General features: G+C 50.8%; 25 protein-coding genes, 2 tRNA genes, 1 pseudogene and 1 other annotated feature. Of the genes and pseudogenes, 13 read left to right on the top strand and 15 right to left on the bottom strand.

The window, feature by feature from the left end; genetic code table 11:
• The first annotated feature begins 80 nt into the window (after positions 1-80).
• Positions 81-156: transfer RNA gene (locus ATB02_RS08045), tRNA-Asn, on the top strand.
• A 37-nt stretch (positions 157-193) separates the two neighbouring features.
• Here the strand turns inward: ATB02_RS08045 and cbl are convergent.
• Both cbl and nac read right to left on the bottom strand, forming a co-directional pair.
• Positions 194-1,144 (bottom strand): HTH-type transcriptional regulator Cbl, encoded by a 951-nt coding sequence (gene cbl, locus ATB02_RS08040; RefSeq protein ID WP_001011014.1) that lies wholly within the window; start codon positions 1,142-1,144, stop codon positions 194-196.
• A gap of 101 nt (positions 1,145-1,245) precedes the next feature.
• Positions 1,246-2,163, bottom strand: a complete 918-nt coding sequence (gene nac / locus ATB02_RS08035; protein ID WP_105271389.1) for a nitrogen assimilation transcriptional regulator NAC — start codon at positions 2,161-2,163, stop codon at positions 1,246-1,248.
• A gap of 326 nt (positions 2,164-2,489) precedes the next feature.
• Between nac and ATB02_RS08030 the strand changes: the two genes are divergently transcribed.
• Positions 2,490-2,565 (top strand) — tRNA-Asn (locus ATB02_RS08030).
• Between the two features lie 55 nt (positions 2,566-2,620).
• On the opposite strand, the gene ldtA is transcribed toward ATB02_RS08030, so the two are convergent.
• From ldtA to ATB02_RS08005, 5 genes are all read right to left on the bottom strand, one after another.
• Entirely contained in the window at positions 2,621-3,556 is a 936-nt protein-coding gene (gene ldtA, locus ATB02_RS08025) for a L,D-transpeptidase (protein WP_123057659.1), read from the bottom strand.
• Between the two features lie 61 nt (positions 3,557-3,617).
• Complete coding sequence (gene cobT / locus ATB02_RS08020) at positions 3,618-4,697, bottom strand: nicotinate-nucleotide--dimethylbenzimidazole phosphoribosyltransferase (RefSeq protein ID WP_032303292.1); 1,080 nt, start codon at positions 4,695-4,697, stop codon at positions 3,618-3,620.
• A gap of 11 nt (positions 4,698-4,708) precedes the next feature.
• Positions 4,709-5,452, bottom strand: coding sequence for an adenosylcobinamide-GDP ribazoletransferase (gene cobS / locus ATB02_RS08015; protein ID WP_105271388.1), 744 nt, complete (start codon positions 5,450-5,452; stop codon positions 4,709-4,711).
• On the bottom strand, positions 5,449-5,994 hold the full coding sequence (gene cobU, locus ATB02_RS08010) for a bifunctional adenosylcobinamide kinase/adenosylcobinamide-phosphate guanylyltransferase (RefSeq protein WP_000973165.1): 546 nt from the start codon (positions 5,992-5,994) through the stop codon (positions 5,449-5,451). Before cobU ends, cobS begins: the two co-directional genes overlap by 4 nt.
• 133 nt (positions 5,995-6,127) lie before the next feature.
• The gene (locus ATB02_RS08005) at positions 6,128-6,487 is read right to left on the bottom strand and encodes a cobalamin biosynthesis protein (protein WP_105271387.1); all 360 of its coding nucleotides are present in this window, start codon (positions 6,485-6,487) and stop codon (positions 6,128-6,130) included.
• Here ATB02_RS08005 and ATB02_RS08000 point away from each other — a divergent pair.
• A pseudogene (locus ATB02_RS08000) lies at positions 6,466-6,762 on the top strand (EutP/PduV family microcompartment system protein); the annotation flags it as partial. The gene ATB02_RS08005 and the pseudogene ATB02_RS08000 overlap by 22 nt on opposite strands.
• A gap of 107 nt (positions 6,763-6,869) precedes the next feature.
• Here ATB02_RS08000 and ATB02_RS07995 read toward each other — a convergent pair.
• The 4 genes from ATB02_RS07995 to dacD form a co-directional block, all read right to left on the bottom strand.
• Entirely contained in the window at positions 6,870-7,199 is a 330-nt protein-coding gene (locus ATB02_RS07995; RefSeq protein ID WP_000450409.1) for a DUF496 family protein, read from the bottom strand.
• A gap of 171 nt (positions 7,200-7,370) precedes the next feature.
• Positions 7,371-8,429, bottom strand: coding sequence for an FUSC family protein (locus tag ATB02_RS07990; protein WP_001200890.1), 1,059 nt, complete (start codon positions 8,427-8,429; stop codon positions 7,371-7,373).
• A gap of 198 nt (positions 8,430-8,627) precedes the next feature.
• Positions 8,628-9,101 carry a DNA gyrase inhibitor SbmC gene (gene sbmC, locus ATB02_RS07985; protein ID WP_001602831.1) on the bottom strand — a complete coding sequence of 158 codons (474 nt, stop codon included), beginning with the start codon at positions 9,099-9,101 and terminating at the stop codon, positions 8,628-8,630.
• Positions 9,102-9,219: 118 nt separating this feature from the next.
• Complete coding sequence (gene dacD, locus ATB02_RS07980; RefSeq protein ID WP_032303296.1) at positions 9,220-10,386, bottom strand: serine-type D-Ala-D-Ala carboxypeptidase DacD; 1,167 nt, start codon at positions 10,384-10,386, stop codon at positions 9,220-9,222.
• Between the two features lie 208 nt (positions 10,387-10,594).
• Between dacD and sbcB the strand changes: the two genes are divergently transcribed.
• Positions 10,595-12,022: an exodeoxyribonuclease I gene (gene sbcB, locus ATB02_RS07975; RefSeq protein ID WP_105271386.1), complete on the top strand. Its 1,428-nt coding sequence runs from the start codon at positions 10,595-10,597 to the stop codon at positions 12,020-12,022.
• 73 nt (positions 12,023-12,095) lie between these two features.
• On the opposite strand, the gene plaP is transcribed toward sbcB, so the two are convergent.
• From plaP to ATB02_RS07955, 4 genes are all read right to left on the bottom strand, one after another.
• The gene (gene plaP, locus ATB02_RS07970; RefSeq protein ID WP_105271385.1) at positions 12,096-13,454 is read right to left on the bottom strand and encodes a putrescine/proton symporter PlaP; all 1,359 of its coding nucleotides are present in this window, start codon (positions 13,452-13,454) and stop codon (positions 12,096-12,098) included.
• Positions 13,444-13,506 carry a membrane protein YoeI gene (gene yoeI, locus ATB02_RS07965; protein ID WP_010723108.1) on the bottom strand — a complete coding sequence of 21 codons (63 nt, stop codon included), beginning with the start codon at positions 13,504-13,506 and terminating at the stop codon, positions 13,444-13,446. The genes plaP and yoeI overlap by 11 nt, the downstream gene beginning before the upstream one ends.
• 214 nt (positions 13,507-13,720) lie before the next feature.
• Positions 13,721-14,650: a LysR substrate-binding domain-containing protein gene (locus tag ATB02_RS07960; protein WP_019842103.1), complete on the bottom strand. Its 930-nt coding sequence runs from the start codon at positions 14,648-14,650 to the stop codon at positions 13,721-13,723.
• Positions 14,651-14,695: 45 nt separating this feature from the next.
• Positions 14,696-15,520 carry an SDR family oxidoreductase gene (locus ATB02_RS07955; RefSeq protein ID WP_000754726.1) on the bottom strand — a complete coding sequence of 275 codons (825 nt, stop codon included), beginning with the start codon at positions 15,518-15,520 and terminating at the stop codon, positions 14,696-14,698.
• Positions 15,521-15,946: 426 nt separating this feature from the next.
• Between ATB02_RS07955 and hisL the strand changes: the two genes are divergently transcribed.
• From hisL to hisIE, 9 genes are all read left to right on the top strand, one after another.
• On the top strand, positions 15,947-15,997 hold the full coding sequence (gene hisL, locus ATB02_RS07950) for a his operon leader peptide (RefSeq protein ID WP_001364200.1): 51 nt from the start codon (positions 15,947-15,949) through the stop codon (positions 15,995-15,997).
• Positions 15,973-16,096 (top strand) — a sequence feature (His leader region). It overlaps the preceding gene by 25 nt.
• A 46-nt stretch (positions 16,097-16,142) precedes the next feature.
• Positions 16,143-17,042 (top strand): ATP phosphoribosyltransferase, encoded by a 900-nt coding sequence (gene hisG, locus ATB02_RS07940; RefSeq protein WP_000131779.1) that lies wholly within the window; start codon positions 16,143-16,145, stop codon positions 17,040-17,042.
• 5 nt (positions 17,043-17,047) lie between these two features.
• Positions 17,048-18,352 carry a histidinol dehydrogenase gene (gene hisD / locus ATB02_RS07935; RefSeq protein WP_105271384.1) on the top strand — a complete coding sequence of 435 codons (1,305 nt, stop codon included), beginning with the start codon at positions 17,048-17,050 and terminating at the stop codon, positions 18,350-18,352.
• On the top strand, positions 18,349-19,419 hold the full coding sequence (hisC, locus tag ATB02_RS07930; RefSeq protein ID WP_105271383.1) for a histidinol-phosphate transaminase: 1,071 nt from the start codon (positions 18,349-18,351) through the stop codon (positions 19,417-19,419). The genes hisD and hisC overlap by 4 nt, the downstream gene beginning before the upstream one ends.
• Positions 19,419-20,486, top strand: coding sequence for a bifunctional histidinol-phosphatase/imidazoleglycerol-phosphate dehydratase HisB (gene hisB, locus ATB02_RS07925; RefSeq protein WP_000080079.1), 1,068 nt, complete (start codon positions 19,419-19,421; stop codon positions 20,484-20,486). The genes hisC and hisB overlap by 1 nt, the downstream gene beginning before the upstream one ends.
• Positions 20,486-21,076: an imidazole glycerol phosphate synthase subunit HisH gene (gene hisH / locus ATB02_RS07920; protein ID WP_001103586.1), complete on the top strand. Its 591-nt coding sequence runs from the start codon at positions 20,486-20,488 to the stop codon at positions 21,074-21,076. Before hisB ends, hisH begins: the two co-directional genes overlap by 1 nt.
• On the top strand, positions 21,076-21,813 hold the full coding sequence (gene hisA, locus ATB02_RS07915) for a 1-(5-phosphoribosyl)-5-[(5-phosphoribosylamino)methylideneamino]imidazole-4-carboxamide isomerase (protein WP_000586457.1): 738 nt from the start codon (positions 21,076-21,078) through the stop codon (positions 21,811-21,813). Before hisH ends, hisA begins: the two co-directional genes overlap by 1 nt.
• Positions 21,795-22,571: an imidazole glycerol phosphate synthase subunit HisF gene (hisF, locus tag ATB02_RS07910; RefSeq protein ID WP_000880156.1), complete on the top strand. Its 777-nt coding sequence runs from the start codon at positions 21,795-21,797 to the stop codon at positions 22,569-22,571. Before hisA ends, hisF begins: the two co-directional genes overlap by 19 nt.
• Positions 22,565-23,176 carry a bifunctional phosphoribosyl-AMP cyclohydrolase/phosphoribosyl-ATP diphosphatase HisIE gene (gene hisIE / locus ATB02_RS07905; RefSeq protein WP_105271382.1) on the top strand — a complete coding sequence of 204 codons (612 nt, stop codon included), beginning with the start codon at positions 22,565-22,567 and terminating at the stop codon, positions 23,174-23,176. The genes hisF and hisIE overlap by 7 nt, the downstream gene beginning before the upstream one ends.
• Positions 23,177-23,338 lie beyond the last annotated feature (162 nt).

Below are 23,338 nucleotides of genomic sequence, written 5' to 3'. Positions count from 1 at the left end.
GAAACGGCAAACAGTTGGGAAATTTAAAAATCGGGTTTGACAAAAGATTTTTCGCCGTTAAGATGTGCCTCAACAGCGATTCCTCTGTAGTTCAGTCGGTAGAACGGCGGACTGTTAATCCGTATGTCACTGGTTCGAGTCCAGTCAGAGGAGCCAAATTTCTGAAAAGCCCGCTTTTATAGCGGGCTTTTTGCTATATCTGATAATCAATTTCCTCTTCACTGTTCTCCATCACCTGGCGCTTGATATCCTCAACTGACAGTCCTGCATTACAAAGTTCCAGAAAGCGCCAGACATAGTTACGCTGAAGTTGTCCTCGCTTGAGTCCCAACCAGACAGTATTAGCATCGAAAAGATGCCGCGTATCCAGACGGATTAAATTCTTTTCCTCTTGTTCACCGCTGGATTGTTCGGCAACTAATCCAATCCCCAGCCCAAGTGCAACATAGGTTTTAATGACATCAGAATCCTGCGCACTTAATACAATATCTGCCAGCAAACCTTTGCGGACAAATGCGTCATCAATACGTGAGCGCCCCGTAATCCCCTGTCGGTAAGTGATTAACGGCCACTTCGCTATTGATTCCAGCGTCAACGGTATAATTTGCGTCAAGGGATGATCGAGTGGAACAAGCAAACTATGGTGCCAACGAAACCACGGGAAGGCGACGAGCTGCGGGTCATTACTTAAACGCTCGCTGGCGATACCAATATCAGCTTCGCCATTTTGCAACAACGTCGCAATTTCCTGTGGTGTACCCTGGATTAGCTCCAGCCGAACCTCCGGGAAAAGTTCGCGAAAAGCTTTAATGACCTCAGGCAAGCTATAACGTGCCTGAGTATGCGTCGTTGCAATAGTGAGAACGCCAGACGTATCGTTGGTAAACAGGTCTGCAAGACGACGAACATTACTGGCTTCATTCAGAATACGTTCTGCAATGACCAGTAATGCTTTGCCCGGTTCAGTCATGCCCAGCAGTCGCTTACCTCGTCGAACAAATATTTCGATGCCAAGTTCATCCTCCAGTTCCCGAATGTGACGGCTGACGCCTGACTGTGAGGTAAAAAGCATATTCGCAACCTCTGTCAGGTTGTAATCCTGACGTGCAGCCTCGCGGATTATCTTTAGTTGTTGGAAATTCACGGTAAACTCCGGGCAGTTCAGATATCACGTTATTGTTAAAGTCTAATGCCCGGCATAACAAATAATAAAAACCCGCATCTTATTCCATCCCGATATAACGCTTAGCTCACCAATTGCCACTGCCTTTTTTCCATCACTGGAGAACTCATCACTGACATTAACAACTCTTTCACTGCTTGCGCCTGTGGTGATAAGTTCGCTCTGGCGGGTAAATTTAATGACAAAGAGAGACTCATTGAAGGTGTGGTAATGCGTGACATCCATCCGTTTACTGCGCCACATAACGAACGCGCGGCCGATTCGGGTAATACCGCAACGCCCATGCCGCTGGCAATTGCTGCGGTAAGCGTGGCAATAGACTCAATTTCCCCAATAACTTTTGCTGTAAGCCGCCGTAGGGAAAAAGCCTCATCAACACGAAGTCTAACGGCACTGTAATCGCTGGGGAGAAAGAGGTTCATTTGTGCTATAGCATTAACATCAACGCTTTGCCCCGGACAATCTTGCGTTCCTACCAGGAAAAGATCTTCTTTCAGCAAAGCCTGACTGGAAACACCAACCACAGGAGAATGCTCATAAATCACTGCCATATCGAGTTGGTGGCTTATCAGTTTTTCGTTAAGCACTGCACCGCTATTTTCATGAAGATAGATAACGACCTCCGGGAATTCAGCGCGAACCGCCTGTAATAAGGGCATGGTGATGGATGACGCAGCGGTTCCTGGCGCAAAGCCAATCGAGACTTGCCCCGATAATGCCTGACCAACGTTATGCACCGCCAGTTGGGCCTGCTCACACTGACGTAAAATGGCCCGCGCATGGGTATAGAGAATTTTTCCGGCGTCAGTTGGCGTAACGCCCCGTTTTGTGCGAATCAAAAGTTGTTGGTTTAACTCACCTTCCAGTGTGGCAACCTGCTGACTGAGCGCTGGTTGTGCGATATGCAATACTTCAGCAGCCTGGGTCAGGCTACCAATATCTACAATTTTTACGAAGTATTTCAAGCGTCTGAAGTTCATGTTGCCTCCGGTGTTTAAGAATCGGCCCAAGTGCCGCCATTACTTACAACCAGAGTGCAAGATGCTTGCCAGTTTTATTTTGGCGTTGATGTACAAGCTAAGCAACTGTCAAATAAGAGATTATGATAGATTCGTCATTGGCTCCTTTAATCAGCTGTCGCGTTCCCCTGCCCTATAAAAGGAGGGTATGCACCACGATGGTTCATTACCCAATAAGATTGAAAGCTCACCACTTTGTTGAAATTGACAGCAAACAAACAAAAAAATGCATTTCACCCTTTGACATCACCATGCACTGCCATTAATATGCGCCCCGTTCACACGATTCCTCTGTAGTTCAGTCGGTAGAACGGCGGACTGTTAATCCGTATGTCACTGGTTCGAGTCCAGTCAGAGGAGCCAAATTCAAAAAAGCCTGCTTTCGAGCAGGCTTTTTGCTTTCTAATTAACAACGCTCTTAAAACATCTGTCTTGAACCAGAACTAATTTGCACAGGCATTCCTGATCGGCGCTGCAATGCAGCATTTGCGCGATTCACATCAACTTCTTGCCCGTTAATGAACGCCCGCAAAGATGGCGTTACTGGCAAAGGCACTTTTCGGTCTGACTCATATTCCGCACGGTTGCGCGACAGCGGCTCATGAACTTCCAGCCACTTTGATCCATCCGGTTCCGTTGTGTATTTCACTGGCTGATCAATAATTTGTACACGAGTACCTACAGGAACATTATCAAACAGATATTTGATATCGTCATTGCGCAGACGAATACAGCCCTGACTTACCCGGAGCCCAATACCAAAATTGGCATTGGTACCGTGGATGGCATATAGCCTGCCAATATAAATCGCGTACAGCCCCATGGGATTATCAGGCCCCGCAGGAACAAATGCGGGCAAACTCTCCCCTCGTTTCGCATATTCGCGCCGGGTGTTCGGCGTTGGCGTCCAGGTTGGTGCTTCTTGTTTACGTTCAACGGTAGTCACCCAGTTACGCGGGGTTTCTCGCCCAGCCTGGCCGATACCAATAGGAAAGACTTCCACAGTATTACTGTCTGGAGGGTAGTAATAAAGACGCATCTCAGCGACGTTAATCACAATCCCTTTACGAACAGTGGCGGGCAAAATCAGTTGCTGCGGAATGGTGAGTTGCGAGCCTGACTTCGGCAAGAAAACATCAGCGCCAGGATTCGCTTCCAGCATGTTACTTAACCCTTGCCCGTATTGTGCGGCAAAAGTCTCCAGCGGCTGGGTATTGTGATCAGGAACAGTTACAGTAAGCGACTGTCCCACTAAACGGCTACCCTCTGGAGGTAATGGATAAGTTACCGCCAGGCTATTATGGCTGGCAAAAAGTAGAGCAAATGAGCAAAAAATATTTACACGACGCATCATGTCCCTTTCCTAAGTCGCGAATACTATCCGATAAGTATAGCTTTTATCAGACTTTTCGTTTTTAACTGTTCAAATCAGAAGTCGTATTCCCCGGTAGAACAATATTACTGGCAGCAAGTTCGCCCATGCTGTTGTATATCGCACAGGCAGCTTCGATGATGGGCATCGCCAGAGCTGCGCCACTTCCCTCACCTAAACGCATATCCATATTGAGATAAGGCTCCAGCCCCAAATGCGACAGCGCTATACGCGCCCCTTTTTCTGCCGACAGGTGAGAAGGAATGAGATACGGTTTGATTGCAGGAGACATCTGGCAGGCTGCGAGCGCGGCAGCATAAGAAAGAAATCCATCCAGCAACACGGGTAAACCGCAGGAAGCAGCGCCTAACATCACGCCAGCCATTCCGACCAAATCAAATCCACCCACTTTTGCCAGAACATTAACGCCATCCTGCGGATTTGGTTGATTCAACGTAATCGCCCGTCGCACAACATCAATTTTATTAGCCAGTTTATCTGTCGGCAGGTTTGCGCCAATCCCAACCACTTCTTCAGGATCCCGGCCAGTGATAGTGCTCACTATCGCCGCTGCCGGTGTCGTGTTTGCCATCCCCAGTTCACCTACGCCAAACAACGTGACACCGTTTGTTGCCAGCTCCCGCGTATAACATATGACGTCCAAAAGCAACTCTTCAGCCTGACAGCGACTCATTGCCGGACCTGAAGCAATGTTGCCGCTACCTCGTGCGACACGCATGTTGATAAGCCCGGGGATAGGCTCAGCAGTATCAATACCAACATCAATTACGTGGACGTTAGCGCCCGCTTGTGCTGCCAGCACACACACGCCGGTTGTTCCGCGGGTCATATTTTCAGCCTGAATGGCTGTCACTTCTTTTGGGGAAATAGCGACCCCTTCCTCCCAGACGCCGTGATCGGCACACATAACCAGTACCGCTTTTTTGCCCACATGCGGTATGCCATTCAACCCCGGCATTCCCGCCAGTTGTACGCCAAGCGCCTCCAGCCTTCCCAGGCTACCAACAGGTTTGAGTAACCCGTCAATATGCCGTTGTGCACGCGACATAGCGGCAGGATCGATGGCAGGGATCGTATTCAGTAAATTGGCAAGTGTTTGCATGTCACGTCTCTTTATAGCAGTGCCAGCAGGAAGACCAGTTCACCAAGCTCTATGGCTGCTCCCAGCGTATCGCCGGTTTGCCCGCCCAGCGTACGTTTGAGAAGCTGACCGAGGATGAAAATCGCCACCATCGTCACCACCATAGCAGCCACACCATGCATACCTGGCAATAATACGGCAGCAAAAATAGCGGCTAAACCGAGTGTGACGCAGGTTTGTCGCCCATCAATTTTGCCAATGAACACATTGCCAAGCCCTTCTTCCCGGGCATAACGATGACGATACATCAATAATGCGGCAGTCCCACGGCTGACCGCACATGCTGCCGCCAGTGATGCAAGGATCGGTTCGCCACGCAAAGCCAGCTCGCTTAACACCAGAATCTTTGCCAGTTCAACAAAAATCAATGCCAGACCGCCGTGGGTGCCTAAACGGCTATCACGCATGATTTCCAACATGCGATCGCGGCTACGTGCAGAAAATACGCCATCACAGGTATCAGCGAGGCCGTCCAGGTGGAATCCCCCGGTCATCAGCGCCAGCACAAGTACGCTAAACAATGCCGCCAGTGGTACGCCACACCATGCCTGCAGCACCATGAAGACCAGCCCGCTAATCGCGCCAAGCAATAATCCAATTAAAGGAAAAGTAATAATACCGCGAGAATAATGCTCGAAATCCAGTCCCTGGGACCAGCGACGCGGTACAGGCAGACGCGTAATAAATGAGAGCATCGCCCAAAATAATTTACTCATTTGATTTTTACTCCAATACCCGAAACCACCAGCCATACTTCATTTGCCGCAGCGGCCAACTGCTGATTTACCCGCCCGGCAATATCACGAAAATGTCGTGCCAGACGACTCTCCGGCACAATCCCCATTCCCACTTCGTTAGTCACTAATACAACCTTTGCGGGGCAACGTTGGCAGGCAGCAATCAACGACTGAATCTCAGCATTAATCGCCTGTTCCATCGCCTGATAATCCCATTCATCAGGGTCTTTATCGCCGCCATAATCAAACAACAGATTAGTCACCATTGTGGTAACGCATTCCAGCAACACAGCCTCATTCGGGTTAATGTCTGCATGAATTAATTCATCAAGATGTTGCCAGCGCTCCACTGTGCGCCAGTGAGCCGGGCGGCCTTGCCGATGATGTTCTATCCGTGCAGCCATCTCATCATCAAGGATTTGCGAGGTGGCGATATACAGAACCTGTGAAGAGTCCCCAATAAGCGCCTCTGCGTGGCGACTCTTCCCGCTCCGTGCGCCCCCCGTCACCAAAATCATCATACCGACTCCTGATTCAATTGTATGATGGTATTCATTGAACAGAACAATGGTTCCCCCACTGTTGCTGACCGCAAAACATTTACGCGATTAATACTGCGCGTAATATAATTAAAAATCCAGCATTCTCAATCCATTACGAAAGAAGATGGCATTGCGGAATAGCCAGACTTCCTCGTGTTAACGTCCGACAAAATGCGTCATTGACAGCGGTTTCTCTGGAATGACAGATTTCATTCAGATAATGGATCAATGCTACAGCCCCACCAGCCGGACCATTCAGCAAACGGGCATTGTGTTCTGCAATCAAAATTACCGTCGTTCCCTCAGAATGAGCGAGCCATTCTGGTACGGATATCTCGCTTTCAGCTGCTATCAATAGCAGCACTGAATAATCGCTATACGAATCTGATAACGATTGCACAGGCCCACCGTCAAGAGGCTGGAAATCTTGCTGCCAGTCCTCACCAATAAAATCGCCGCCTCTACAGTGCATTGTTGGTCAGTGCCTGAGAAACGGACATTATCGCGGGGGTGCTTAATGCGGACGCACCGTGGTCCCCTTTTTCGCCAGGCTTTACCTCGTCAATGAATCGCCCTGTTACTGGAGTAGTCACCAAAGCAGATTTAGCCAGCATGGAACAAATATCTTTGGTGAAAAGTTGGTTACGGGAAGCTGGAGCGCACAATGTGTTAGTAACCAGTGCGGTTAATAACAATGGAGTTGCAGAACTTTTTGTCTTGCTGCATACAGAAGAAGGCTGTCGCTAATTTCAATAGGTTATCAGATGGGAATGATGACGGTGATACACAGAAAAGAAACAATGAGCAATGAGCAATGAGGGTTACCGGGCAACCCTCATTGAATAAAACAGGAATTACTTCGCTTCGCCGTTTTTCATTTCGCCCATAGCTTTCAGCTTTTTGGAGATATCGCGGCGTTCTTTGGAGAGCTCGGCATTTTTGATGATGTAATCGTCAACGCGATCTTCATAGTCACCTTTCATGCTGGCGATGATGCCCTGGATTGCTTCAACGCTCATCCCCGGCTTGATGTAATCACTCAGGTTGTCCAGCAGCAGGACGCGCTTCTGGTTGTCACGGATCTTTTTCTCAACGTCCTGAATTTCACGTTGCAGTTTGTTCTTACGACGGAACAGACGAACAAATTCCAGTACGTCCTGGAATGAAGGCTTGGTAGTTTCCATTTTTATACCCCTGATAATGTGAGAGTCGGATTCGTTTAAGCAACCGCTATTCGTTAGGGCCAACATTACTCATAGCTGCCGCAGATGACAATGCTTTTATCCCTTTTCACTATCATACCCTTTATCCTTGCTGAATCGAAGCAGCAGCAAGATGATTCTGAAGTTCAGGAATTATTTGCGCAAGGCCCGGCAAATCAGATTCGATAGCAACTCAAGCTGATGTGCCGTTTCCATGTTCAGCCACACATAGCCATAGATTGGTGTTTCCACGACCTTCAGGTCATGGTGGTTATCGAGCAACTGACGCAGCTCTTCCACAGCATCGTTCAATTTTTCCGTATTGGCAAAAACCGGCTGCGGATTACCTTCGTACAGCGCATGAACAAGGCTCAGCAGTATTTGCTGCATCATGTGCTGGGTATCACGAAGTTTTTGCGCGTTCAATAACACGAAATGGCTGGGGCGCGTGGCCCAGTATGCATTGATTTGCAACTCCAGCATACAAACCAGATTGCGATTAATGGTCTGGATACCTTCATATATCGATTTTGGAATACGGGTTTCTTTGCTGGCGGGCGCAATCAGCCCACGCATTTTCACGGCATCGGTCAGGAGTTTTTGTAGATGGCTTTCCAGACGCGGGCGTTCGAGTAAGTTCGGTGAGAATGCAGATTGATAGACCCGATTATACTCGGTCAGACTTTTTGCCAGTTGAATGCGCCAGTGGATGAACGCCCGTTGTGGCCAGATGCCGGTAAACAACATTGCCAGTAAAGAGCCGAGGATCACATCGCCGCTTCGCCATAACGCCGTATCAATTTCACCTGTCGGGGAACCAACAACAATTGCCAGCGTCACCCCAATCAATAAACCTTGATACGGTTTCTTGCCCAGCGCCAGCCAACCGCAAAGAAACATAGCCGCCGCGCACCAGACTAACATCAGCGGTAACGAGATTAACTCCAGTTGCAGAGCGATAAGACCTAAAATCGACCCCAACACCGTACCGCCAATACGTTCGAATGCGCGAGGGACAACGTTACCCCAGAACGAGATTGGCCCCATAATCACCACCATGGTGACCAGCGGCCAGGTGCTTTCCGGGATAGTAAACAGGCGGATAATGAGAAAAGTGAGCAGGAATGCCAGCGCGACCCGAGTACCATGCACAATGCGGTAATGGCGGTATACCCGGATTTCAAACGGGCTTAATGACTTATCGGCACGCACGCAGAAACTCCGTTAATGAAGATTAAAAGCGCTCATAACACATCTGTCGGCCAGAAGGCGCGCCTCTGAATTATCCGACGGACATACCGGGAACAGTGTAATTTCCCGGCAGGAGCGAAAAATTTGAAAGGCGCATCTTACTCTTTTCGCTTTCAAAAAAAGAGTGGTCATCGCGTTAACACACCGCCCTGAGATGAATTAGTGATGTTTTGGCTGCACCGCAACATACATTTCGATATCCCAGTACCCCTCTTCCGCGCCATTGTTCAAATAAACCTCAAAGCAGGGCTTTGGTAACATTTCATAAGCACTGTCCTGCAAGAGACTATTAAAGAACTGATACCAGGGTTTAGCAAAATCATCACCGACTACACGAGCCACCGCCACCGCATACTGACCACCTGAAATTTCTGTCAGAATGACGCCCTCACTGTTTTCAGGGAGCGTAAAGTTATTCGGCACCGTCACGACGGTGTCGCAGCGTAATTTTTCGGCGGGTGTTTCATCTGGATTGTCGTAATAGACAGCAACCCACTCCTTCGGCACAATATTTTTGCTATCTACCCACATCATCAACTGCTCAAAGCCTTTCTTTACCGTCTGTTCCCACGGGCCAACGAGATGGAAACCTGCAACGGTACGTTTATCTTCCTGCTTAATCTCGTAGTTCATGACGCCTCCATTAATACTGTTTTTATATACAGTATAGTTGCAATATTAAAACCACAAGGAATGAGTGTTGATTATGCGAGCAGACTCGCACTCCTGCCAGTCTGCTGCAAAAGAAAGGTCAAGCCTTATGGTGGAAATAATCACTCAGGCGGGAAAACATGCTGCCTTCCCCGACAGATTCCAGGGTAACCAGCGGCCAGTGCGCCACCTGTTTATCACGGTCGTAAAGTTCAATTTCCCCTACCCGCTGATGGGCGTTAATTGGCGCGGTGAGTTCTTTACCATCAAGGGTATATTTGGCTTTGATATGTGGAATTTCGGCTTTCGGTAGCACCATCCAGAACTCTTGTTCCGTTCCCAGGTCGATATTTTCTTTATCACCATACCAGATGCGTTCCGTACCGACCTTTTTCCCACGGTGCAAAATTTGCACCGTAGTAAAGTTTTGTTGCCCCCAACGCAGTAATTTTCTTGCCTCTTCCTCACGACCTTTTGCACTGTCAGCCCCCATTACCACTGCAATGAGACGACGCTGCCCATCTACAGCCGAAGCAATGAGATTAAACCCGGCACCAGAAGTATGACCCGTTTTCAGGCCGTCAACATTCATGGTTTTATCCCACAATAACCCGTTACGGTTTTGCTGGGTGATACCGTTCCAGGTGAGGCTTTTCTCACTGTACATATGATAAAACTCGGGCTCGCCGTGGATGATAGCGCGAGAAAGCACAGCTAAATCATAAGCCGAGCTATGCTGGCCAGGTGCATCCAGACCATGCACTGTTTCAAAATGCGTATCCTTGAGATGCAGTTTCTCGGCATAGTTGTTCATCATTTCAACAAACTGCCGTTGCCCACCGGCAATATAGTCAGCCAGTGCAACACAAGCGTCATTTCCGGAATCCACAATTAAACCACGGCTTAAATCACGTACCGATACGCGATCGCCCTCTTTCAAAAACATCAGAGAAGAACCAACAAAAACCGGATTATCTTTTGCCCACGCATCGCGCCCTACGGTGACAATATCGTCTGGCGTAATGCGATGACTATCGATAGCGCGATCCACGACATAGCCCGTCATCAGCTTTGTCAGGCTGGCGGGATTGCGCTGTTGATGCTCATTACCCGCGGTGAGAATCTGACCGGTGGTGTAATCCATCAATACCCAGGACCCGGCATGAATCTCTGGAGGCTGAGGTGAAAAAGGAATGTTTTCCGCCGCAAAACCAGACGATAAGTTAAAAACGAACAAAGAAGCAGCAATAATAAGACGGCGTTTCAACAGCAAACCCTCAGGAGTTTCAAATAGCTGTTCTTTTTACGGAAATACTTATGAACTGGCTGGAATAAAGTGCAAGAAAATGTGACTACTATCTCATTTTTATCTGACATGATCTGTTGCCACTCGCTGCCAAATTGTCGCGCTAAAGCTGATTAGCACGGTGATATTTGATACTCTGGCAGACAGCAGAAATAACGGATTTAACCTAATGATGAATGACGGTAAGCAACAATCTACCTTTTTGTTTCACGATTACGAAACCTTTGGAACGCACCCCGCGTTAGATCGCCCTGCACAGTTCGCAGCCATTCGCACTGATAACGAATTCAATGTCATCGGCGAACCCGATGTTTTTTACTGCAAGCCCGCGGATGACTATTTACCCCAGCCTGGAGCAGTATTAATTACCGGTATTACCCCGCAGGAGGCACGGGCGAAAGGAGAAAACGAAGCCACGTTTGCCGCCCGTATTCACTCGCTTTTTACCGTACCGAAGACCTGTATTCTGGGCTACAACAATGTGCGTTTCGACGACGAAGTCACACGCAACGTTTTTTATCGTAATTTCTACGATCCTTACGCCTGGAGCTGGCAGCATGATAACTCGCGCTGGGATTTACTGGATGTTATGCGTGCCTGTTATGCCCTGCGCCCGGAAGGAATAAACTGGCCTGAAAATGATGACGGTCTACCGAGCTTTCGCCTTGAGCATTTAACCAAAGCGAATGGTATTGAACATAGCAACGCCCACGATGCGATGGCTGATGTGTACGCCACTATTGCGATGGCAAAGCTGGTAAAAATGCGTCAGCCACGCCTGTTTGATTATCTCTTTACCCATCGCAATAAACACAAACTGATGGCGTTGATTGATGTTCCGCAGATGAAACCCCTGGTTCACGTTTCCGGAATGTTTGGGGCATGGCGCGGCAATACCAGCTGGGTAGCACCGCTGGCGTGGCATCCTGAAAATCGCAATGCCGTAATTATGGTGGATTTGGCAGGAGACATTTCGCCATTACTGGAACTGGATAGCGACACATTGCGCGAGCGTCTATATACCGCAAAAGCCGATCTTGGCGATAACGCCGCCGTTCCGGTTAAACTGGTGCATATCAATAAATGTCCGGTGCTGGCCCAGGCGAATACGCTACGCCCGGAAGATGCCGACCGACTGGGAATTAATCGTCAGTATTGCCTCGATAACCTAAAAATTCTGCGTGAAAATCCGCAAGTGCGTGAAAAAGTGGTGGCCATATTCGCCGAAGCCGAACCGTTTACGCCTTCAGATAACGTGGATGCACAGCTTTATAATGGCTTTTTCAGTGACGCCGATCGTGCAGCAATGAAAATTGTGCTGGAAACCGAGCCGCGTAATTTACCGGCACTGGATATCACTTTTGTTGATAAACGGATTGCAAAGCTGTTGTTCAATTATCGGGCGCGCAACTTCCCGGGGACGCTGGATTATGCCGAGCAGCAACGCTGGCTGGAGCACCGCCGCCAGGTCTTCACGCCAGAGTTTTTGCAGGGCTATGCTGATGAATTGCAGATGCTGGCACAACAATATGCCGATGACAAAGAGAAAGTGGCGCTGTTAAAAGCGCTTTGGCAGTACGCGGAAGAGATCGTCTGAAACAAAAAAGCCGGAGCGACAAACTCCGGCTTTTTGAGATTTACCGGATGATTATGTCATCCGGCTTGTAAGATTATGCAACGTCTTCGTACTGCGGAACCGGGTTACGGAAGCTCTTGGTGACACAAGCCAGGTAAATCAGGCCGATTGCCGCCCAGATCAGACCCAGAACCATTGAGCTTTCTTCCAGGTTAACCCACAGCGCACCTACAGTCAGCGCACCACACATCGGCAGGAACAGATACTGGAAGTGATCTTTCAGCGTCTTGTTACGCTTCTCACGGATCCAGAACTGCGAGATAACCGACAGGTTAACGAAGGTGAACGCCACCAGCGCACCAAAGTTAATCAGCGCCGTAGCCATTACCAGGTCGAAGTTGATTGCCAGCAGAGCAATCGCGCCAACCAGGATGATGTTCATCGCCGGAGTACGCCATTTCGGGTGTACATAACCGAAGAAGCTTTTCGGGAACACGCCGTCACGACCCATTACGTACATCAGACGCGCCACGCCTGCGTGCGCCGCCATACCGGACGCCAGTACGGTAATGGTGGAGAAGATCAGCGCGCCGACCTGGAACGCTTTACCCGCAACATACAGCATGATTTCTGGCTGTGACGCATCCGGATCTTTAAAGCGAGAGATATCCGGGAAGTACAGTTGCAGGAAGTAAGTTGCAAAGATGAAGATCATGCCACCGATAAGCGCGGTCAGGAAAATTGCAAGCGGGATCACGCGCTCTGCATCTTTGGTTTCTTCCGACAAGTTGCTGATGCCGTCAAAGCCGGTAAAGGAGAAGCACAGAATCGTCGCACCAGTGATCATCGGAATGACATGTGCATCACCAGACCAGAACGGACGAGTGCTCGCCAGCGTACCAGCGCCTTCACCTTCAAATACGCCGTAAACTACCATGCCCAGAATTACCGCGATCAGCACTACCTGCAACACTACAATTACAGTGTTGAAGTTCGCTACGGATTTCAGACTACGCAGGTTAAAGGCGGTCATAAAGGCCACCAGCGCCACCACAAACATCCACGATGGAATGGAAGGCACCAGAGCTTCAAAATAGATTTTCGCCAGCAGAATGTTGATCATCGGCGCGAACAGATAGTCGAGCAGAGAAGACCAACCCACCATAAAGCCGACAGTCGGGCTAATGGATTTCTGGGCGTAAGTGTATGCAGAGCCAGCAGAAGGATAGCGGCGAACCAGCTTCCCGTAGCTCAGAGCCGTAAACAGGATCGCAATCAATGCGAACGCATAGGCTGTCGGCACATGACCATCCGTGAGGCCTGAAACGATACCAAATGTATCAAACAGCGTCATCGGCTGCATATAGGCAAGACCCATCATTACAACCGGAACTAACGTAAGCGTTTTACGCAATTCCACGCGAGAGGTGTTTGGAGTAACGTTATGCGACATGGTCATTCTCCTTTACGGTAATAACCGTCGCGTAAGCAAAAAATTGCCCCATTTTTTTGGATTCCTCAGCGACAACAACTGTCGATTTTTAGTAAATATCTATCCGGTACGAAGCCCGGCCTCTTGGTATGAATGATTGGTTTGAAGCAAAAAATAACCGACGCTAATTAAACGTCGGTTTTTAGTCATTTTTTGACAGCGGCGCATTGTGCCTAAATGGGGGGGAAATGACAAGAGAATGAGAGGCTTGTCATAATAATTTTTCTTTAAATGGCTGATTTTCCGTCATCAGATTTTGCATAAACACCGGCGATCGCACTATTTGCTAAAATCTCGTCTCGCCACCAGGCGCTGGCAAGTCCTGCGGTCTGTTCGTTCCAGCCAATCCAGACAGGTTCAAAGAGAGTTTGGGCGACCACTTTCTTCTCGATTAACGCGCCACTATCGAGAAAACGTTGCGCCAGATAACGGGGTAAATAGCCGCAGCCAAGGCCGCTAATTTGCAGCTCCAGCTTGGTTTTAAAATCGAAAACGGTAATGGCTTCTTGTTCGTCGAGAAGTTGCGAGGCCGTAGAAGCGCCTGCCTGCGCAGTATCCCCTACCACAATCGCCCGATATCGCTTAATGATACGACGGTTTAACGGTTCTTCTTCCAGGGCTAACGGATGATGAGGCGCGACCGCAAAGACTTGTTCGAGATCACCCAACCGTGAAAAACCAAACTCACTGGAAGATGGTGGCTCATGCATCGCACCAACAATAATATCCGCTCGTCCCTGAGTCAGGGCATCCCAGGAACCACCGAGCACGCCATTGATAAACTTCAGGCGCGTCACGCTATGATGTTGATAAAAAGCTTCAATAAGTGGCGCGAGAAGAGAAAAAGGGAAGGTGTCGTCCACGCCAATCACCAGCTCGTTTTCCCAGCCTTCATGCAGTTTTATCGCCTGTTTTTCCAGTTCTCGCACGGTATGCAGAACTTCCCGCCCCTTCTCTAATAACATTTTTCCGGTGCGGGTGAATTTTGCGCGGTGACCACTACGATCAAGCAATTGAATGTTAAGGTCGCTTTCCAGCTTGTGAACGGTGTAACTCAGAGCGGACGGCGTCTTATAGAGTTTGGCCGACGCCGCCGCAAAACTGCCTTCTTTTTCTAAGGCATCGAGGATCATCAACACATCCAGCAGTGGTTTCATACACGCCCCCTTGCAGTGCATGCGGCGTCCTGCTGGCGTGATCGTTTACTCCAGCGGCATTACCAGCGGATCGGGATACTGGTATTCAAATCCCAGTTCATTACAAATCCGGCTGCCATCAATAATCTTACCTTTGCCGCTGTCCAGACTATTTCTGAACTGCGGAGGTTCAAGCCCCAATAAACGGGCCATTTGCGGATAAAAAACATTACGCGCAGGGTGAGCTGGCGCACATATATTATAGATGTGTCCGCCTTTAGGTGCCTGTAACAACAGGGTGATAGCGCCAATAACATCTTCTAAATGGACTAAATTGACACCATGTTCACCATCAGGCGCGGTTTTTCCGGCAAAAAAGCGACCAGGATGACGTTCCGGCCCGACCAGGCCCGCAAGACGCAGAATATCGACTGAAGTACCGGGTAAATTGTGCAGCCAGTCTTCAAGTTCTTTTAATACTCGTCCACTGTTGGTCACCGGATTACGCGGGGTGGTTTCTTTAACGGTGCCTTGTGCGTCGCCATAGACAGACGTTGAGCTGGTAAAAATAATGCGGGGAATATGATGAGCCAGCGCACTATCCACTAACTCTTGTACCGCTTGTAAATAGAACTCATCGCCGGGGCCGCTACGACGTGCCGGAAGCGTGATGACCAGCGCATCAGCATCCATCAGGGCATCCAGATCGTCAGAATCGCAAACTAACTCAGGTTCCATGCGAAGCAGATAACTATCAATGCCACTCATTCGGGCCGCTTCGACGCCATCTTGTGTGGTTTTACTCCCGGTGACTTGCCAGCCTCGCGCTGAAAGTGACATCGCCAGCGGCATGCCTAACCACCCTAACCCGACAATTGCGACCTTTTTCATCCGTTATCTCCTGATACACCTTAGATCTATAAGGCTACGCTAGCGTATCAAAACTGACAATTCATTCTATGAATGAAATCGAAACTGTTAGCAAATATACAATTGCCTGATGCGCTCCGCTTATCAGTCCTACAAAAACATCAATATATTGAATTTAGGCAACATTTGTAGACCAGATAAGGCATTCACGCCGCATCCGGCAGGAACCAAGCCCACTTTAGTTACAGAACACAATGTTCTTGAGGGTTTTAAAGACATATTTTCACGATTACTTTTTTAACGTAGCCACTCCTGGCCCTCTCCTTTCCCCGCTCATTCATTAAACAAATCCATCGCCATAAAATATATAAAAAAGCCCTTGCTTTCTAACGTGAAAGTGGTTTAGGTTAAAAGACATCAGTTGAATAAACATTCACAGAGACTTTTATGACACGCGTTCAATTTAAACATCACCATCATCACCATCATCCTGACTAGTCTTTCAGGCGATGTGTGCTGGAAGACATTCAGATCTTCCAGTGGTGCATGAACGCATGAGAAAGCCCCCGGAAGATCACCTTCCGGGGGCTTTTTTATTGCGCGGTTGATAACGGTTCAGACAGGTTTAAAGAGGAATAAGAAAATGACAGACAACACTCGTTTACGCATAGCTATGCAGAAATCCGGCCGTTTAAGTGATGACTCACGCGAATTACTGGCGCGCTGCGGCATTAAAATTAATCTTCACACCCAGCGCCTGATCGCGATGGCAGAAAACATGCCGATTGATATTCTGCGCGTACGTGACGACGACATTCCCGGTCTGGTAATGGACGGCGTGGTTGACCTAGGGATTATCGGCGAAAACGTGCTGGAAGAAGAGCTGCTTAACCGCCGCGCCCAGGGTGAAGATCCTCGCTACTTTACCCTGCGTCGTCTGGATTTCGGCGGCTGTCGCCTTTCGCTGGCAACGCCGGTTGATGAAGCCTGGGACGGCCCGCTCTCCTTAAACGGTAAACGTATCGCCACCTCTTATCCTCACCTGCTCAAGCGTTATCTCGACCAGAAAGGTATCTCTTTTAAATCCTGCTTACTGAACGGTTCTGTCGAAGTTGCGCCGCGCGCCGGACTGGCGGATGCGATTTGCGATCTGGTTTCCACCGGTGCCACGCTGGAAGCTAACGGCCTGCGCGAAGTCGAAGTTATCTACCGCTCGAAAGCCTGCCTGATCCAACGCGATGGCGAAATGGAAGAATCCAAACAGCAACTGATCGACAAACTGCTGACGCGTATTCAGGGCGTGATCCAGGCGCGCGAATCAAAATACATCATGATGCACGCACCGACCGACCGACTGGATGAAGTCATCGCCCTGCTGCCAGGTGCCGAACGCCCAACCATTCTGCCGCTGGCAGGTGATCAACAACGCGTAGCGATGCACATGGTCAGCAGCGAAACCCTGTTCTGGGAAACGATGGAAAAACTGAAAGCGCTGGGTGCCAGTTCAATCCTGGTCCTGCCGATTGAGAAGATGATGGAGTGATCGCCATGAGCTTTAACACAATCATTGACTGGAATAGCTGTACTGCGGAGCAACAACGCCAGCTGTTAATGCGCCCGGCGATCTCCGCCTCTGAAAGCATTACCCGCACTGTTAACGATATTCTCGATAACGTGAAAACGCGTGGCGATGAGGCCTTGCGGGAATACAGCGCGAAGTTTGATAAAACCGCGGTTACCGCGCTGAAGGTATCTGCGGATGAGATCGCCGCTGCCAGCGAACGCCTGAGCGACGAGCTAAAACAGGCGATGGCGGTGGCAGTAAAGAATATTGAAACCTTCCACACTGCGCAAAAACTGCCGCCGGTAGATGTCGAAACGCAGCCAGGCGTGCGTTGCCAGCAAGTTACGCGCCCGGTCGCTTCAGTGGGTTTGTATATTCCTGGCGGCTCCGCCCCGCTCTTCTCAACGGTATTAATGCTGGCAACTCCGGCACGTATTGCGGGCTGTAAAAAAGTGGTGCTGTGCTCACCGCCGCCGATTGCCGATGAGATCCTTTACGCGGCGCAGCTGTGCGGCGTGCAGGACGTGTTTAACGTCGGTGGCGCACAGGCCATTGCCGCGCTGGCGTTTGGTACAGAATCCGTGCCGAAAGTGGACAAAATCTTCGGGCCTGGCAACGCCTTTGTCACCGAGGCAAAACGTCAGGTGAGCCAGCGTCTGGACGGTGCGGCGATCGATATGCCCGCAGGCCCATCGGAAGTGTTGGTGATTGCCGACAGCGGCGCAACGCCGGATTTCGTGGCTTCTGATTTGCTCTCTCAGGCTGAACACGGCCCGGATTCACAGGTGATTTTGCTGACTCCTGATGCTGATATGGCGCGTCGCGTTGCCGAAGCCGTCGAACGCCAGCTGGCAGAACTGCCGCGAGCCGAAACCGTCCGTCAGGCACTGAGCGCCAGCCGCCTGATCGTAACCAACGATTTAGCGCAGTGCGTGGAGATCTCCAACCAGTACGGCCCGGAGCACCTGATCATTCAGACCCGCAACGCCCGCGAACTGGTCGATGGCATTACCAGCGCCGGTTCGGTATTTCTCGGTGACTGGTCACCGGAATCGGCAGGTGATTACGCCTCCGGCACCAACCACGTGCTGCCGACTTACGGTTATACCGCCACCTGTTCCAGCCTCGGGCTGGCAGATTTCCAGAAACGCATGACCGTACAGGAACTGTCGAAAGAAGGCTTTTCCACGCTGGCTTCGACCATTGAAACACTGGCCGCCGCCGAGCGCCTGACTGCCCACAAAAATGCCGTTACTTTGCGTGTTAACGCCCTTAAGGAGCAAGCATGAGCACCGTGACTATTACCGATTTAGCGCGTGAAAACGTCCGCAACCTGACGCCGTATCAGTCGGCGCGTCGTCTGGGCGGTAACGGCGACGTCTGGCTGAACGCCAACGAATATCCCACAGCCGTGGAGTTTCAGCTTACTCAGCAAACGCTCAACCGCTACCCGGAATGCCAGCCAAAAGCGGTGATTGACAATTACGCGCAATATGCAGGCGTAAAACCGGAACAGGTGCTGGTCAGCCGTGGCGCGGACGAAGGTATTGAACTGCTGATCCGCGCTTTTTGCGAACCGGGTAAAGACGCCATCCTCTACTGTCCGCCAACGTACGGCATGTACAGCGTCAGCGCTGAATCCATTGGTGTCGAATGCCGCACAGTGCCGACCCTGGACAATTGGCAACTGGACTTACAGGGAATTTCCGACAAGCTGGACGGTGTGAAAGTGGTCTACGTTTGCAGCCCCAACAACCCAACCGGGCAACTGATCAACCCGCAGGATTTTCGCACCCTGCTGGAGTTAACCCGCGGTAAAGCGATTGTGGTTGCCGATGAAGCCTATATTGAGTTTTGCCCGCAGGCATCGCTGGCTGGCTGGCTGGCGGAATATCCGCACCTGGCTATTTTGCGCACACTGTCGAAAGCTTTTGCTCTGGCGGGGCTTCGTTGCGGATTTACGCTGGCAAACGAAGAAGTCATCAACCTGCTGATGAAAGTGATCGCCCCCTACCCGCTCTCGACACCGGTTGCCGATATTGCAGCCCAGGCGTTAAGCCCGCAGGGAATCGTCGCCATGCGCGAACGAGTGGCGCAAATTATTGCTGAACGCGAATACCTGATTGCCGCACTGAAAGAGATCCCCTGCGTGGAGCAGGTTTTTGACTCTGAAACCAACTACATTCTGGCGCGCTTTAAAGCCTCCAGCGCAGTGTTTAAATCTTTGTGGGATCAGGGCATTATCTTACGTGATCAGAATAAACAACCCTCTTTAAGCGGCTGCCTGCGAATTACCGTCGGAACCCGTGAAGAAAGCCAGCGCGTCATTGACGCCTTACGTGCGGAGCAAGTTTGATGAGTCAGAAGTATCTTTTTATCGATCGCGATGGAACCCTGATTAGCGAACCGCCGAGTGATTTTCAGGTGGACCGTTTTGACAAACTCGCCTTTGAACCGGGCGTGATCCCGGAACTGCTGAAGCTGCAAAAAGCGGGCTACAAACTGGTGATGATCACGAATCAGGATGGTCTGGGAACACAAAGTTTCCCTCAGGCGGATTTCGATGGCCCGCACAACCTGATGATGCAGATCTTCACCTCACAAGGCGTGCAGTTTGATGAAGTGCTGATTTGTCCACACCTGCCCGCCGATGAGTGCGACTGCCGTAAGCCGAAAGTCAAACTGGTGGAGCGTTATCTGGCTGAGCAAGCGATGGATCGTGCCAACAGTTATGTTATTGGCGATCGCGCGACCGATATTCAACTGGCCGAAAACATGGGCATTAATGGTTTACGTTACGACCGCGATACTCTGAACTGGCCGATGATTGGCGAGCAACTCACGAAACGCGACCGTTATGCCCACGTGGTGCGCAACACCAAAGAGACGCAGATTGACGTTCAGGTGTGGCTGGATCGCGAAGGTGGCAGCAAGATTAACACCGGCGTTGGCTTTTTTGATCACATGCTGGATCAGATTGCTACTCACGGCGGCTTCCGGATGGAAATCAACGTTAAAGGCGACCTCTATATCGATGATCACCACACTGTCGAAGATACCGGTCTGGCGCTGGGCGAAGCGTTAAAAATAGCTCTTGGCGACAAACGCGGTATTTGCCGCTTCGGTTTTGTGCTGCCGATGGACGAATGCCTTGCCCGCTGCGCGCTGGATATCTCTGGTCGCCCGCACCTGGAATATAAAGCCGAGTTTACCTATCAGCGTGTAGGCGATCTCAGCACCGAGATGATCGAGCACTTCTTCCGTTCGCTCTCTTACACCATGGGCGTGACGCTACACCTGAAAACCAAAGGTAAAAACGATCACCACCGTGTAGAGAGCCTGTTCAAAGCTTTTGGTCGCACCCTGCGCCAGGCCATCCGCGTGGAAGGCGATACCCTGCCCTCGTCGAAAGGAGTGCTGTAATGAACGTGGTGATCCTTGATACCGGCTGCGCCAATTTGAACTCGGTGAAATCTGCCATTGTGCGTCACGGTTATGAACCCAAAGTTAGCCGTGACCCGGACGTCGTGTTGCTGGCCGATAAACTGTTTTTACCCGGCGTTGGCACCGCGCAAGCGGCGATGGACCAGGTCCGTGAGCGCGAGTTGTTTGATCTCATCAAAGCCTGTACCCAACCGGTGCTGGGCATCTGCTTAGGGATGCAACTGCTGGGACGGCGCAGCGAAGAGAGCAACGGCGTCGATTTGCTGGGCATCATCGACGAAGACGTGCCGAAAATGACCGACTTTGGTCTGCCGCTGCCACATATGGGCTGGAACCGCGTTTACCCGCAGGCAGGCAACCGCCTGTTTCAGGGGATTGAAGACGGTGCGTACTTTTACTTTGTTCACAGCTACGCAATGCCGGTCAATCCGTGGACCATCGCCCAGTGTAACTACGGCGAACCGTTCACCGCGGCGGTACAAAAAGATAACTTCTACGGCGTGCAGTTCCACCCGGAGCGTTCTGGTGCCGCTGGCGCTAAGTTGCTAAAAAACTTCCTGGAGATGTGATGATTATTCCGGCATTAGATTTAATCGACGGCACCGTGGTGCGTCTCCATCAGGGCGATTACGGCAAACAGCGCGATTACGGTAACGACCCGCTGCCGCGCTTACAAGATTACGCCGCGCAGGGTGCCGAAGTGCTGCACCTGGTGGATCTGACCGGGGCAAAAGATCCGGCTAAACGTCAAATCCCGCTGATTAAAACCCTGGTGGCGGGCGTTAACGTTCCGGTGCAGGTTGGCGGCGGCGTGCGTAGCGAAGAAGACGTGGCGGCGTTACTGGAAGCGGGCGTTGCGCGCGTGGTGGTCGGCTCCACCGCGGTGAAATCACCAGAAAGGGTGAAAGGTTGGTTTGAACGTTTCGGTGCCGATGCCTTAGTACTGGCGCTGGATGTCCGTATTGACGAGCAAGGCAACAAGCAAGTGGCGGTCAGCGGCTGGCAAGAGAACTCGGGCGTGTCGCTGGAACAACTGGTGGAAACCTATCTGCCCGTCGGCCTGAAACATGTGCTGTGTACCGATATCTCGCGCGACGGTACGCTGGCAGGTTCTAACGTCTCTTTATATGAAGAAGTGTGCGCCAGATATCCGCAGGTAGCATTTCAGTCTTCCGGCGGTATTGGCGACATTGATGATGTGGCGGCCCTGCGTGGTACGGGCGTGCGCGGCGTAATAGTTGGTCGTGCATTACTGGAAGGTAAATTCACCGTGAAGGAGGCCATCGCATGCTGGCAAAACGCATAATTCCGTGTCTCGACGTTCGTGATGGTCAGGTGGTGAAAGGCGTACAGTTTCGCAACCATGAAATCATTGGCGATATTGTACCGCTGGCAAAACGCTACGCCGAAGAAGGCGCTGACGAACTGGTGTTCTACGATATCACCGCCTCCAGCGATGGACGCGTGGTAGATAAAAGCTGGGTATCCCGCGTGGCGGAAGTGATCGACATCCCGTTCTGTGTGGCGGGTGGGATTAAGTCTCTGGATGATGCCGCCAAAATTCTTTCTTTTGGCGCGGATAAAATTTCCATTAACTCCCCTGCGCTGGCGGACCCGACGTTAATCACTCGCCTGGCGGATCGCTTTGGCGTGCAGTGTATTGTGGTCGGTATTGATACCTGGTACGACGCCGAAACCGGTAAATATCATGTGAATCAATATACCGGCGATGAAAGCCGCACCCGCGTTACTCAGTGGGAAACACTCGACTGGGTACAGGAAGTGCAAAAACGCGGTGCCGGAGAAATCGTCCTCAACATGATGAATCAGGACGGCGTGCGTAACGGTTACGATCTCGAACAACTGAAAAAAGTGCGTGAAGTTTGCCACGTCCCGCTGATTGCCTCCGGTGGCGCGGGCACCATGGAACACTTCCTCGAAGCCTTCCGCGATGCCGACGTTGACGGCGCGCTGGCAGCTTCCGTGTTCCACAAACAAATAATCAATATTGGTGAATTAAAAGCGTACCTGGCAACACAGGGCGTGGAGATCAGGATATGTTAACAGAACAACAACGTCGCGAACTGGACTGGGAAAAAACCGACGGACTGATGCCGGTGATTGTGCAACACGCGGTATCCGGTGAAGTGTTAATGCTGGGCTATATGAACCCGGAAGCCTTAGACAAAACCCTCGAAAGCGGCAAAGTCACTTTCTTCTCGCGCACTAAACAGCGACTGTGGACCAAAGGTGAAACGTCCGGCAATTTCCTCAACGTAGTAAATATTGCGCCGGACTGCGACAACGACACATTGCTAGTGCTGGCGAATCCCATCGGCCCGACCTGCCACAAAGGCACCAACAGCTGCTTCGGCAACACCGCTCACCAGTGGCTGTTCCTGTATCAACTGGAACAACTGCTCGCCGAACGTAAATCTGCCGACCCGGAAACCTCCTACACCGCCAAACTGTATGCCAGCGGCACCAAACGCATTGCGCAGAAAGTGGGCGAAGAAGGCGTGGAAACCGCACTGGCAGCAACGGTACATGACCGCTTTGAGCTGACCAACGAGGCGTCTGATTTGATGTATCACCTGCTGGTGCTGTTACAGGATCAGGAGTTGGATTTAACGACGGTGATTGAGAACCTGCGTAAACGGCATCAGTGAGTTACTGGGTAAGCGGATGCGATGTTGTTGTCGCATCCGGAGCCATAGCCCGATGCGCAAGCTTATCGTGCCTACACATTATCTCAACACACGTAGGCCGGATAAGATGCGCCAGCATCGCATCCGGCAAAAAAAACGGGCATGGTGTCACCACCCTGCCCG

The organism is Escherichia sp. MOD1-EC5189 (genome assembly GCF_002966045.1).
In the GTDB taxonomy this organism is placed as follows: Bacteria; Pseudomonadota; Gammaproteobacteria; order Enterobacterales; family Enterobacteriaceae; genus Escherichia; species Escherichia coli_F.
The sequence above is the reverse complement of the archived record's forward strand: the minus strand, read 5'-3'. Positions and strand labels throughout refer to the sequence as shown.